General features: G+C 37.7%; 9 protein-coding genes and 2 pseudogenes. 2 read left to right on the forward strand and 9 right to left on the reverse strand.

The window, feature by feature from the left end:
* Positions 1-112: 112 nt before the first annotated feature.
* The 8 genes and pseudogenes from HPOKI112_RS03435 to HPOKI112_RS03470 form a co-directional block, all read right to left on the reverse strand.
* Positions 113-1,477, reverse strand: coding sequence for a TIGR00366 family protein (locus HPOKI112_RS03435; RefSeq protein WP_025309766.1), 1,365 nt, complete (start codon positions 1,475-1,477; stop codon positions 113-115).
* A gap of 18 nt (positions 1,478-1,495) precedes the next feature.
* The gene (locus tag HPOKI112_RS03440; RefSeq protein ID WP_021177114.1) at positions 1,496-2,119 is read right to left on the reverse strand and encodes a 3-oxoacid CoA-transferase subunit B; all 624 of its coding nucleotides are present in this window, start codon (positions 2,117-2,119) and stop codon (positions 1,496-1,498) included.
* Entirely contained in the window at positions 2,116-2,814 is a 699-nt protein-coding gene (locus tag HPOKI112_RS03445; protein ID WP_001045174.1) for a CoA transferase subunit A, read from the reverse strand. The genes HPOKI112_RS03440 and HPOKI112_RS03445 overlap by 4 nt, the downstream gene beginning before the upstream one ends.
* A gap of 10 nt (positions 2,815-2,824) precedes the next feature.
* Positions 2,825-4,000 carry an acetyl-CoA C-acetyltransferase gene (locus tag HPOKI112_RS03450; protein WP_025309767.1) on the reverse strand — a complete coding sequence of 392 codons (1,176 nt, stop codon included), beginning with the start codon at positions 3,998-4,000 and terminating at the stop codon, positions 2,825-2,827.
* 274 nt (positions 4,001-4,274) lie between these two features.
* Positions 4,275-4,673 (reverse strand): annotated as a pseudogene (locus HPOKI112_RS03455) (3'-5' exonuclease); the annotation flags it as partial.
* A 93-nt stretch (positions 4,674-4,766) separates the two neighbouring features.
* Positions 4,767-5,639 (reverse strand): CfrBI family restriction endonuclease, encoded by an 873-nt coding sequence (locus HPOKI112_RS03460; RefSeq protein WP_025288140.1) that lies wholly within the window; start codon positions 5,637-5,639, stop codon positions 4,767-4,769.
* A 2-nt stretch (positions 5,640-5,641) separates the two neighbouring features.
* A complete protein-coding gene (locus HPOKI112_RS03465; protein ID WP_025222809.1) occupies positions 5,642-6,856 on the reverse strand; it encodes a DNA-methyltransferase in 1,215 nt (404 codons plus the stop codon).
* A gap of 53 nt (positions 6,857-6,909) precedes the next feature.
* A pseudogene (locus tag HPOKI112_RS03470) lies at positions 6,910-7,737 on the reverse strand (3'-5' exonuclease); the annotation flags it as partial.
* A 121-nt stretch (positions 7,738-7,858) separates the two neighbouring features.
* Here HPOKI112_RS03470 and feoB point away from each other — a divergent pair.
* Positions 7,859-9,787: a ferrous iron transport protein B gene (gene feoB / locus HPOKI112_RS03475; RefSeq protein ID WP_025309769.1), complete on the forward strand. Its 1,929-nt coding sequence runs from the start codon at positions 7,859-7,861 to the stop codon at positions 9,785-9,787.
* Between the two features lie 258 nt (positions 9,788-10,045).
* Positions 10,046-12,349 carry a TonB-dependent receptor family protein gene (locus HPOKI112_RS03480; protein ID WP_025309770.1) on the forward strand — a complete coding sequence of 768 codons (2,304 nt, stop codon included), beginning with the start codon at positions 10,046-10,048 and terminating at the stop codon, positions 12,347-12,349.
* Between the two features lie 38 nt (positions 12,350-12,387).
* Here the strand turns inward: HPOKI112_RS03480 and fliP are convergent, their stop codons facing one another.
* On the reverse strand, positions 12,388-13,134 hold the full coding sequence (gene fliP, locus HPOKI112_RS03485; RefSeq protein ID WP_025309771.1) for a flagellar type III secretion system pore protein FliP: 747 nt from the start codon (positions 13,132-13,134) through the stop codon (positions 12,388-12,390).
* Positions 13,135-13,193 lie beyond the last annotated feature (59 nt).

The following is a 13,193-nucleotide window of genomic DNA, read 5'->3' on the forward strand; positions in this document are numbered from 1 at the left end:
TAGGTTATTATGGGGTTATTGTAACGAAATAAGGCTTAATTGCAAGAGCGTTTAAAGGGTAAAAGAGAAATTCTACCCCATTGAAAAGAGCGTGGTTTTAGGCATAAAAAACTCACACTAAAAAATAAAACACCCCACACACGACTAAGCCTACAAAAATTAAAGTCAAAACGCAATAGCCCATAATATCTTTAGCGCCCAAACCTGCAATGGCTAAAGCGGGCAAAGCCCAAAAAGGCTGTATCATATTCGTCCAAGCGTCTCCCCAAGCGATAGCCATAGAAACCACGCCCGGATCCACCCCCAAGCTTTGCCCTGCAGGGAGCATGATAGGAGCTTGAATCGCCCATTGCCCTCCGCCAGAGGGGATGAAAATATTGACAATCCCTGCGCTCAAAAAAGTCATGAGCGCGAAAGTTTTTTCATTAGCGATGTGCGTGAAGGCTAAAGAAAGCATTTGCGCTAAAGAATGACCCCCCACGCTATGGCTTGCCATCATTCCCATAATCCCAGCATAAAAAGGGAATTGCAATAAAATCCCAGCCACGCTCCTAGCGGAATAATTGATCGCTTTCACATAAGCTAAAGGGGTTTTATGGAGCAAAATCCCTAAAAAAAGGAAAATCGTATTGACAATATTTAAACTAAGCCCTCCTCCTTTAAAAAAATAAATACCAAGATACCCAAAACCCAAAAAAACCAAAAGATAAGAAAGCAAAGCGCTGTTTTCCAAAAAATGCGCGATCGTTTTGTCTTGTTGGTGATCAATGAGTTCTGTTTCCTTGTATTCGTCTTTTAAAAGCTTTGCATCAATCCCAATGATTTCTTCCTTTTTAGGGTGGATTATTGCCATTAAAAAGGGTAACCCTACAAGAATGATCCCTATGATGATTAAATTATATGCAGAAAAAATCGTCTGACTGATGGGAATAGCTTTTTCAATCACCCCAGCGCTTATTTTGGATAGATTTTCATTTTGGGTGGCAACGCTTAAAGGGATAGAGCCTGATAAGCCCCCATGCCAGATGACAAAACCCGAATAAGCGCTAGCAATAAGCAGCCTGTAATCCACCCCTTTAACATTTTTGGCGATCTCTTTTGCAAAAATCGCACTGATCACTAAGCCAAAACCCCAGTTGATCCAATTAGCGATTAATGACAAAAAGGTAACCAACCATAAAGCCGTATAATACCCTTTAGGTAAAGACGCTAGATATTTTAAAAGTTTTTGGACTAATTTAGCGCTAGCCAGAGCCTGACCCAACACCAAAATAAGAGCCATTTGCATAGAAAAACCTAAAAGCGTCCAAGTGCCATTCCCCCAACTAGAAATGACAGAAAAAGCGTCTTGCCCTGTCAAACCATAAACAAGAACAAACACGATAAACGATAAAAGAGCGACCAAGACAAAAGAGTCCGGCAAACATTTAGACGCCAAAAACACGCATGCTGAAGTCAAATGCCTTAATAAAAACATCAACACCCCTTTTATAAGCTATAAGCGCACTTCAAATTCAGCTTCTGTTTTTTCTTTCACTTGATCAAGGCTGACACCTTCTTGCAATTCCACTAACTTCATGGCATTATTGGAAAACTCAAACACCGCTAAATCCGTTATCAATTGATGCACCACGCCTTTTCCTGTTAAGGGCAATGAGCATTCTTTTTTCACTTTAGACTCCCCGTATTTGTTGCAATGCTCCATGATGACAATCACTTTTTTAGCGCCATGCACCAGATCCATAGCCCCTCCCATGCCTTTTATGAGCTTTTTAGGGATCATCCAATTAGCCAAATCCCCATTTTGTGAGACTTCCATCCCTCCTAAAATCGCTAAATCAATATGCCCCCCACGAATCATCGCAAACGAATCCGCGCTGTTGAAAAACGAAGCGCCCGGCACCACGGTCACGGTTTCCTTGCCTGCATTAATGAGATCCGCATCAACGCCCCCCTCTAAAGGGTAAGCGCCAATCCCTAATAGCCCGTTCTCGCTTTGGAAAACAATATTCATCCCGCTCACTTCATTAGCCACAAGCGTGGGCAAGCCTATCCCTAAATTCACATACATGCCCTCTTTCAATTCCTTTGCCGCTCTTTTAATGATAGCCTCTCTCATTTCGCGCTCCTTGTTGTGATTTTTTCTATCCGTTTTTCAAATTTCTCGCCCTTATAGATGTGTTGCACATAGATTCCTGGCAAGTGTATTTCATCTGGGTCTAATTCCCCGGCCGGGACAATTTCTTCCACTTCAGCGACGCATATTTTTGCCGCCATCGCGCACAAGGGATTAAAGTTTCTAGCCGTTTTTCTAAACACCAAGTTCCCAAGAGTGTCGCTTTTATAGGCTTTGATAAGCCCGTAATCGCCCGTTATCGCTCTTTCTAAAATATACTCCTTGCCGTTAAACTCCCTTGATTCCTTGCCTTGAGCGATCAGAGTCCCAACTCCGGTTGGGGTGTAGTAAGCGGGTATCCCAGCCCCTCCAGCGCGCAAGTTTTCAGCCAGCGTGCCTTGTGGTGTCAAAACGACTTCAATTTCTCCGTTCAGCATTTGCGATTCAAAAATCTTATTCTCCCCCACATAGGAAGCGATAATCTTTTTAATCTGCTTTTTTTCTAAAAGAATGCCAAGCCCAAAATCATCAACGCCGCAATTATTGCTCACGACAATCAAATCCTTGATGCCTTTCTTATAAATGTAATCAATGGCGTATTCGGGTATCCCGCACAGCCCAAAACCGCCCACTAAAATAGTGTCCCCGTCTTTTAACCCGCTCAATGCTTTGTCTAAATCGGTTATAACCTTGTTCATCTCATTCTCCTTATTTTTGTTCCACTACTACTGATAGCCCTTGTCCGCCACCCACACACAATGACGCGCAACCCACGCTATGAGCGCTTCTTTTCATTTCATGCAATAAAGTTACTAAAATCCTAGCGCCGCTTGCACCAATAGGGTGGCCAATAGCTATCGCGCCTCCATTCACATTCACGATATTAGGGTTTAATTCAAGCTCTTTTAATACGGCTATGCTTTGCGCGGCGAAAGCTTCATTGAGTTCAAAAAGATTGATGTCATTGAGATTCATTTTGACATTTTTAAGATTGTTTTTAATAGCGATGCTAGGGCATATCCCCATTATATCCGGACTGCAACCACCCAAACCAAACCCCTTGATAGCCGCCATTGTTCTTAAGCCCAATTTTTGCGCTTTTTGAGCACTGCATAAAATGATAATACTCGCGCCATCATTGATCCCTGATGAATTTCCTGCCGTTACCGATCCGTCTTTTTTGAAAGCGGGTTTGAGCTTTGCAAGGGATTCTAGCGTCGTTTCTCTAGGGTATTCGTCTTCTTTAAAAACAACCACGCCTTTTTTATTCGCTATTTCAATGGGCGTGATCTCTTCTTGGAATTTCCCTGCATTAATGGCGACTCTTGCTTTGCGTTGCGATTGGAGCGCGAAAGCATCTTGCTCTTCTCGGCTGATGTGGTATGCTTGAGCGACATTATCAGCGGTGATCCCCATGTGGTAATCATTGAACGCATCCCATAATCCGTCATGGATCATGGAATCTATCATGTTCGCATTCCCCATTCTTTTCCCATCTCGCATGTCAAACGACAAATAGGGGGCTGCACTCATATTCTCCACGCCACCGCACACCACCACCTCATCGCGCCCAAGCATGATGCTGTCATGCGCTAATTGAATGGCTTTCATAGACGATCCACAAACCATATTGACGCTAAAAGCGTTCCTATCATTCGGTATGCCAGCGTCCAGTTGGATCTGTCTGGCGATATTTTGACCCAAACCAGCGGATAAAACATTGCCTAAAATGACAGAATCCACATCGCTAGGCTTAAGACCGCTCGCCTTCAAAGCGTCTTTAAGCACGACAGCGCCCATTTCTCTAGCACCCACGCTCTTTAGAGAGCCTAAAAAACTCCCCACTGCGCTTCGTTTTGCCGCCACTACAACCACTTCATTCATGTCTTTACCTTTAAGTTGATTTGTTAATCCATAGTATCACTTTTAGGTGATTGACACCCTAACAGGTTTGATTTTGTTTTAGGTTTTGTTTTAGATTGAGTGCGATCCGTTTATTTTTTTCACAAAAATATTATTTACATTCAATACAAATTGGTTTAAAACTATCATTATTAGATTTTAAGCTATAGTCTATCTTGTTGGTATAAATACCTATATTTTAGTTTTGATTATCCAATAAGGTTTCAATAGGAGTTTAATAGGGAGTTATAGAGTTTTAAGCAAACTCCCTAATCTCTTTCTCTAAAGCGTTAATAAAAACGCTTGAATAGGATTTTTCTTTAGGGAATTTTTCTAAAAAATCGCTCAATAATCCAAGGTATTGCTCCTTATTTAAAGCGCCTTTTAACACTTCGTATTTTAAAAAAAGCCAGTAAGTGTTAAGCGCATCGCTTTGGCAATAGCTATCAATAATGCCTTTTTTCTCCTTTTGGCTTAATTGTGGGTTGTAATAAATCGCATGCACCAAATCCCCGCTCACATCAAATTTACCAGGAATATTCATCATAGAGCAAACGCCATTTAAATTCAACCCCCTAACGGATCCATAATGGCTCAAGCTATCCATTAAATCCAAATGAAACTGCTCGCTATAGCGTGCGCGGTAATTTTCCCACAATCATAAAAAATATTTTTAGGGGTTTTTGAAAAATTTCAATAGATAGTTTCTCTAAAATTCACAACATCTTAAATAAATAGAATATAAGTTTCATGCATGATTTATTAATGGTATATCTAAACGCTTACAGAGTTTTTTAAAATCTAATAGAATATTGGAATTATTTTTTAGTTCTAAATAAACAATATTTAAATTTTCAAGCTGTTGTTTATTCTGTTCGCTTAGGGTATAAGCTATAAAAATATCTGTATCTCTTGCAATGACCGCATCAGCACTTTCGGGATTGCCTTTACTCATTAATTTAACTTCTACCCTATAAACTTTACTCCTATCCTTATTATAAAGTTTAAAATCTACTTCTCTATCATACTCCAATTTTTTGTCTTTCTTAAAATTAGTTGCATCAATATGACTTTCTGAAATACCGCAACGCTTACACAATTCTAACATTAAAGGCTTTTCAATTCTTTTACCTATCATAGAATATGCACTTCCTCTCAAAGCAATTTTCTTGGTTGCTAAAGCATTAATAACAAGCAAGCTTTCTTTTAAATCTAAATTAACACTAATATCCTTATAGGTAATTTTAATATTGATACCTAAATCTGCCATATTGTTATTTTCTAAGTTCTGCAATATTTCATATAGATATTTTAAATTATTTTGTGCAATATCTAAAACAACTTCTTTAGTAGAAGTCCCATAAGTATTAAAAATGGTTTTGATATTGGTTCCGCACAGAATGGCTATATCTTTTGGATCTTTATTATTCATAACATATTGCTGATACCAACTAAAATCTATAGATTTATCATGCATTTTTGTGTAAATAATATCTTTAAAAAAAGATATAGCAAAATCTAAAAACTCTGTGTTAATAGTGTTTAGAACTACTTCTCTATAATCTTTTCCTTTTAAGAGTAAATTAATCGTATGATTTAAAGCTAATTCATTAAAATTCATTTTTAGATTTCCTTAAAACCAAGTTTGATTAGATTTTGAGCATATTTTGGATGTTGTTCACATAATAAAGGAATACGCCCCATAGATTTTGCAACCATTCCAAAAGTGCCACTACCGGCAAAAGGGTCACATACAACTTCATTTTCAAAAGAGTAGTAATTTAGCACTCTTTCACAAAGACTTTCAGGGAATACAGCCGGATGGTCTTTACTAGACTTGGGAGTAATATACCAACAATTGGTAGTTTCTATAGGCAATTCTTTTTTTCCAAATAAAGTATTATTTTGTTTGCTTGGTTTTAATCGTTTTTCAGCTATTTTAATATTTTTATCTAGTAGAAAAGGGGCTTTTTTACGATAAACTAACAAACTTTCACTCACACAATTAGGCTTGTATCCTAAAGGTTTTTTATTTTGTAAATATCCTCCAATACGATTAGGCACACTAAAATCAGGTTTAATCCATAGGATTTCATCTACAAAGTAAAATCCATTGTCAATTAAAATTTGATGGAAATCAAAATGAATAGGATAACGCACGCTTTCAAACTCACGCCCAGCTCTCTTGGTGATCACAGGTGAAACATTAATGATAATAAAACGCCCCTCTTCTAACACTCTAAAACAAGCCTTTAAACTTTGAGACATGGCATTTAGATAATCTTTGTAATTTTTATAATCACTATAAATTCTAGCATTATAGTAAGGTGGTGAAGTAAAAATAAGATTGATAGAATTAGGGGCGATTTTATTGAGCGTTTGTGCATTATCCCCAATTAATAAAGAAGGTTTTTTAATAATATTTTCTATAATTTTTAAAGGTGGTTTTTTGGTGTGGCGATAGTCATAGTATTGTTTCATTTTTTGCATGTTTTCATTTTGATAGTATTGCAACAAGTCATCGCATAATTTTGCGAATCGCATATCCTTAGATTTATATAAAGCAGTGCGTAAAAATTGATAAACAACTTCCATGTAATGTTCTTTAAAAGCTTCTTGCTTTAAAAAATTATAAATAATATCATCATCAAGTTGCCTACCAATAGAGCTTACTATCTCTCTTTTTAGATCAATACTTAAATCTTGTTTAAACAATTCTAGCAATTTATTTAAATGGTCTTCGCTAGGGTTAGAACCCATATCCTTAATATGTTTAATTGTGTAAAACTCAAGGTTTTTAATAAAACTATATGGTTTATTTTTTGATATTGTAGGCATAAAAGACTCTTTATTAAAAATATTAGATAGATTGTTTCTATAATCATAGAGTTTTAAGCAAACTCCCTAATCTCTTTCTCTAAAGCGTTAATAAAAACGCTTGAATAGGATTTTTCTTTAGGGAATTTTTCTAAAAAATCGCTCAATAATCCAAGGTATTGCTCCTTATTTAAAGCGCCTTTTAACACTTCGTATTTTAAAAAAAGCCAGTAAGTGTTAAGCGCATCGCTTTGGCAATAGCTATCAATAATGCCTTTTTTCTCCTTTTGGCTTAATTGTGGGTTGTAATAAATCGCATGCACCAAATCCCCGCTCACATCAAATTTACCAGGAATATTCATCATAGAGCAAACGCCATTTAAATTCAACCCCCTAACGGATCCATAATGGCTCAAGCTATCCATTAAATCCAAATGAAACTGCTCGCTATAGCGCGCGCGGTAATTTTCCCATTTGTTTTCTTGGTTGTAAAAAGCGTCTAAAGTTAAATTGTATTTAAGGGCTTTGAGCGTGAGTAGGGGAATATCAAAACCTCTGCCATTGAAGCTTATCAAGCGCGGTTGCTTTTCATTAAAGTATTTGAAAAAGTCCTCTAAAAGCTCTTTTTCGCTCGCAAAATCTTCTCTGTTTTCGTGTTTTTGACCAAAATTCCCCACTTTGAGAAACTTCCCATAATCATCGCCTATGACCGCTGCAATAGAGATAATTTCATGCAAATAAAGAGGCAAAAACTCGCTCCCGCTTTTTTCTTTTTGCTTTTCAAAACTCCGTTCACAGATTTTTAACGCATCATTTTCTTCTAATTGAAAATGCTCTTTACACAAGCTCACGCTAGGAATGGTTTCTATATCAAACACGCACAACATTACACGCTCCTTTCGCCTTTTAACATTCTTGTTTCGCTTTTATTATATAACAATTAGTCTTATAGCGCTATAGTGCCAATTTTTAATATCAAAACTATATAACCAAAAATTAAAAAACTTATTTGGAGAATTGGAAGTGGAAGAAATCATTGTCGCTCTTGTGGGCCAACCTAATGTGGGGAAATCCTCCCTTATCAACGCTTTGAGCAACGCCCATTTGAAAGTGGGGAATTTTGCCGGGGTTACCGTGGATAAAATGGAAGTGAGTTTGATTCATAAAGAGCGTCAAATCACTATCATTGATTTACCTGGCACTTACGCACTCAATGACTTCACCACTGAAGAAAAGGTTACTAAAGATTTTTTAGAAAAAGGGCAATACGATCTCATTCTTAATGTGGTGGATTCCACCAATTTAGAACGCAATTTAGCTTTAAGCGTGCAGCTGTTAGACACGAATAAAAAAATGCTTCTTGCGCTCAACATGTGGGATGAGGCGCAAAAAGAAGGCATTAAAATCAATACAGAAAAGCTTTCTCAAGAATTAGGGGTTGTGTGCGTGCCTACAAGCACAAGATCCAAAGAAGATCGCTTGAATACAGAGCTTTTATTAGATGAAATTGTCAGGCTTTATTCTCAAAACACCACAAACAATGAAAGTATAAAAGTCCCATCTCAAAGTTTTAAGGAGTCTTTAAAATACAGCCAGAGCGCTCAAAGAATCGCTCAATTAGTGATCAGTGAAGACAAACAAAATGCGAGCTTTGAACACACTTATAAGATTGATAAGATCTTAATGCACCCTCGTTATGGGATTTTCATTTTTTTAGGGTTTATGTTTATCATTTTTTCCTTGAGCTTTTTAATAGGGGGGGGAGTGCAAAAAGCGCTTGAAGAGGGGTTTAAATTTTTGAGCGATAGCGTTAAAGAAAATGTGGCTAATGAAGATTTAGCGTCTTTGGTGGGCGATGGCATTATTGGGGGAGTGGGAGCGACGGTTTCATTCTTGCCTTTAATTGTGGTGTTGTATTTTGGGATTTCTTTACTAGAAACGACAGGCTATATGAGTAGGGTAGCGTTTTTGTTAGATGGGATCTTGCATAAATTTGGCTTGCATGGGAAGAGTTTTATCCCTTTAATCACCGGTTTTGGCTGCTCTGTGCCCGCTTACATGGCGACAAGAACCTTACAAAACTATAACGAACGATTGATCACGCTTTTTGTGATCGGTTTTATGAGCTGCTCGGCAAGACTCCCTATTTATGTGCTGTTTGTAGGCTCGTTTTTCCCTTCTTCAAGCGCGGGGTTTGTGCTGTTTTGTATTTATATTTTGGGAGCGGTTGTGGCGTTAGTGATGGCCAAATTGCTCAAATTAAGCGTGTTTAAAGGACAGACCGAATCCTTTATTATGGAAATGCCCAAATACCGCTTTCCCAGTTGGAGAATGGTCTATTTCAGTATCTATACCAAATCGCTTTCTTACCTTAAAAAGGCTGGGACTTATATTTTAGTGGGAGCGATTTTAATCTGGTTTATGTCTCAATACCCTAAAAGCGATGCGGCTATGAAAACTTATAAACAAGAAAGCTTATTAGTGGATAAAGACACCACTCTTTCAAGCGAAGCTAAAGAAGAAAAATTAAAAGAATTAAAAACCAAATTGGATCAAAAGAATTTAAAAAACAGCGTTGTAGGAAGAGGTGGGGCGTATTTAGAAAAAGTCTTTAGCCCTATGGATTTTGATTGGCGTTTGAGCGTCTCGCTTGTAACCGGATTTATGGCTAAAGAGGTGGTGGTTTCTACTTTGGGGGTGTTGTTTTCTTTAGGGGATCAAAATGAAAAATCTGACGCTTTTAGAGAGATTTTAAGAAAAGAAGTCAGCGTGCCTAGCGGGATCGCTTTTATCGTGTTTGTGATGTTTTATATCCCTTGTTTTGCAGCGACCATTACTTTTGGTAGGGAAGCTGGGGGGATCAAGTTTGTAGCGTATTTGTTCATCTTCACAACCGTTGTAGCGTATGCGTTTTCCTTGATAGCTTTTTATGCGACTCAAATTTTGATTTAATGGCTAGCCGTAAAAAAGGGTTTAAAAACCCTTTATTTGTTCAAAATTCACCCCATTAGAAATATTAAAAAAATTTTATTTTTATTTTTCTCCCAATCTTTTCTATAAACATTCGCATCAATCGGCATTTTTGACAAAAAAGCCAATTAAATTTAATTTAAATAATAATTGTCTCAAAATTTAAGCTAAAACTAATAATAATTATTATAAATTTCGCCTTATTGTAAAAAAAGGAACATTTTTCATAAAAGGTGGTAAATGAAAAGAATTTTAGTCTCTTTGGTTGTTTTGAGTTATAGTGTGCATGGCATGAAAACTCATAATTTGGAAAGGGTAGAAGCTTCAGGGGTGGCTAACGATAAAGAAGCGCCTTTAAGCTGGAGGAGCAAGGAAGTGAGAAACTATATGGGTTCTCGCACGGTGATTTCTAACAAGCAACTCACTAAAAGTGCGAATCAAAGCATTGAAGAAGCTTTGCAAAATGTGCCAGGCGTGCATATTAGAAACGCTACGGGTATTGGAGCTGTGCCTAGCTTTTCTGTTAGGGGGTTTGGTGGGGGGAGTTCAGGGCATTCCAATACGGCTATGGTTTTAGTCAATGGGATCCCTATTTATGTTGCGCCCTATGTTGATATCAGCATTCCTATTTTCCCTGTAACCTTTCAATCTGTTGATAGAATCAGCGTAACCAAGGGTGGGGAGAGCGTGCGTTATGGCCCTAATGTTTTTGGCGGTGTGATTAATGTGATCACTAAGGGCATTCCTACCAAGTGGGAGAGTCAGGTGAGCGAGAGGGCCACTTTTTGGGGCAAATCTGAAAATGGGGGCTTTTTCAATCAAAATTCTAAAAACCTTGACAAGAGCTTAGCTAATAACATGCTTTTTGACACTTATTTAAGAACAGGAGGCATGATGAATAAGCATTTTGGAATCCAAGCTCAAGCCAACTGGCTTAAAGGGCAAGGGTTTAGATACAACAGCCCTACGAACATTCAAAACTACATGCTAGATTCCTTGTATCAAATCAATGATAATAATAAGATCACTGCTTTTTTCCAATACTATAATTACTTTATGGCAGACCCCGGAACTTTAGGCATAGCCGCTTATAATCAAAATCGTTTTCAAAACAACCGCCCTAATAACAATAAAAGCGGGAGAGCGAAGCGATGGGGAGCTGTGTATCAAAACTTTTTTGGGGATACGGATAAAATAGGTGGGGATTTCACTTTTAGCTACTATGGGCATGACATGTCAAGGGATTTTCAATTTGATTCTAATTTTTTGAATGTCAATACCAATCCTAAATTAGGCCCTGTTTATACCGATCAAAACTATGCAGGATTTTTTATCTTTGATCATTTAAGGCGTTATATAATGAACGCATTTGAGCCTAATTTGAATTTAGTTGTCAATACCAATAAAGTTAAGCAAACCTTTAATGTGGGCATGCGTTTTATGACAATGGATATGTATTTTAGATTGGATCAAAGCACATGCGAAAAAACCGATATTTTTAATGGGGTGTGCCGCATGCCTCCTTTTGTTCTTTCTAAAACACCCAGCAACAATCAAGACTTGTTTAACAACTATACAGCGGTATGGTTGAGCGATAAAATAGAGCTTTTTGATTCTAAATTGGTGATAACTCCAGGCATTAGATACACTTTTTTGAACTATACCAACAAAGAGCCAGAAAAGCATGATTTTTCTGTATGGAATATTACCAAAAAGCGTCAAAACGAATGGAGTCCCGGCCTTAACATTGGCTATAAACCTATGGAAAATTGGATATGGTATGCGAACTACCGCCGCAGTTTTATCCCCCCGCAACATACAATGCTAGGCATTAGTAGGACTAATTACAACCAAATTTTTAATGAAATTGAAGTAGGGCAACGCTATAGTTATAAAAATCTATTGAGCTTTAATACCAATTATTTTGTGATTTTTGCCAATCGTTACTATGCGGGAGGCTATAGCCCACAGCCTATCAACGCTAGGAGTCAAGGGGTGGAATTGGAATTGTATTACGCGCCAATTAGGGGTTTGCAATTTCATGTGGCTTACACTTACATTGATGCGCGCATCACTTCTAACGCTGATGATATTGCTTATTATTTTACAGGTATTGTCAATAAACCCTTTGACATTAAAGGGAAGCGTTTGCCTTATGTGAGTCCTAACCAATTCATATTTGACATGATGTATACTTACAAGCACACGACTTTTGGTATTAGTAGCTATTTCTATAGTCGCGCCTATAGTTCCATGCTCAATCAAGCCAAAAGCCAAACCGTGTGCCTGCCTTTAAACCCAGAATACACAGGGGGACTAGAGTATGGTTGTAATTCAGTGGGGTTATTGCCCTTGTATTTTGTGTTGAATGTTCAAGTAAGCTCAGTTTTATGGCAAAGCGGTAGGCATAAAATTACAGGGAGCTTGCAAATCAATAACCTTTTCAACATGAAGTATTACTTTAGGGGAATTGGCACAAGCCCTACAGGAAGAGAGCCAGCACCAGGGAGATCCATTACAGCGTATTTGAATTATGAGTTTTAAACTAGCTTCAAGCTTTTATCGCTTGAATGCTTTTAATATTAAACCATTTTAAAACTCGCCACTAAATTTTCGGTCAATAAATTAAACCCATCTACCAGAATAAACACTAAAATTTTAAAAGGCAGAGAAATCATTACAGGCGGGAGCATCATCATGCCCATCGCCATTAAAATAGAGCTGATCACCATATCAATCACCAAAAAAGGCAAGTAGAGTAAAAAGCCGATTTGAAACGCTGTTTTCAACTCGCTTATCATAAATGCTGGGATTAAAACGCTCAAACTCACCTCATTAGGGGTTTTAGGGTTGGGGAGGTTTCTAATCCTAAAAAAAAGCGCTAGATCCTTTTCTCGTGTGTTTTTAAGCATGAATTCTTTGAAAGGCAGAGTGCTTTTTTCAAACGCTTCGGTGTAAGAAATCTTTTTATCCATATAAGGCTTAATCCCTGTATCATAAGCCTTTTTCAAGCTAGGTTCCATGATGAAAAAAGTCAATATCAAAGAGAGCGAGACTAAAATTTGAGTGGGTGGGGTTTGTTGCGTGCCTAAAGCGGTCCTTAAAAAAGAAAACACCACGATCAAACGGGTGAAACTCGTCATCACTAAAATCAATGATGGGGCTAAAACTAACAGCGTGAGCAGGGCGATGACATTAAGGGTGGTTACAAGCTGTTTAGGATCATTAGGAGCGTTTAAAGAGAGATTGACGCTGGGCAATGCGCTATCAGCGCTCATTAAAGGGCATATTAAAGGGCAAATGAGGATTAAAAAAATGAAAAAACGCAAAATTCTAGCCTTAAATCTTTGATAAAAACGAAGCCAAATTATAAGATAAGGCATGTTAA

The sequence above is a fragment of the Helicobacter pylori oki112 genome, from assembly GCF_000600085.1.
In the GTDB taxonomy this organism is placed as follows: domain Bacteria; phylum Campylobacterota; class Campylobacteria; order Campylobacterales; family Helicobacteraceae; genus Helicobacter; species Helicobacter pylori_CY.

Excerpts from the sequence above, each read along its gene's own strand:
- HPOKI112_RS03445 (WP_001045174.1), bottom strand. The coding sequence starts at position 2,814 with ATGAACAAGGTTATAACCGATTTAGACAAAGCATTGAGCGGGTTAAAA.
- HPOKI112_RS03435 (WP_025309766.1), bottom strand. The coding sequence starts at position 1,477 with ATGTTTTTATTAAGGCATTTGACTTCAGCATGCGTGTTTTTGGCGTCT.
- HPOKI112_RS03465 (WP_025222809.1), bottom strand. The coding sequence starts at position 6,856 with ATGCCTACAATATCAAAAAATAAACCATATAGTTTTATTAAAAACCTT.
- HPOKI112_RS03440 (WP_021177114.1), bottom strand. The coding sequence starts at position 2,119 with ATGAGAGAGGCTATCATTAAAAGAGCGGCAAAGGAATTGAAAGAGGGC.
- HPOKI112_RS03460 (WP_025288140.1), bottom strand. The coding sequence starts at position 5,639 with ATGAATTTTAATGAATTAGCTTTAAATCATACGATTAATTTACTCTTA.
- HPOKI112_RS03480 (WP_025309770.1), top strand. The coding sequence starts at position 10,046 with ATGAAAAGAATTTTAGTCTCTTTGGTTGTTTTGAGTTATAGTGTGCAT.
- HPOKI112_RS03450 (WP_025309767.1), bottom strand. The coding sequence starts at position 4,000 with ATGAATGAAGTGGTTGTAGTGGCGGCAAAACGAAGCGCAGTGGGGAGT.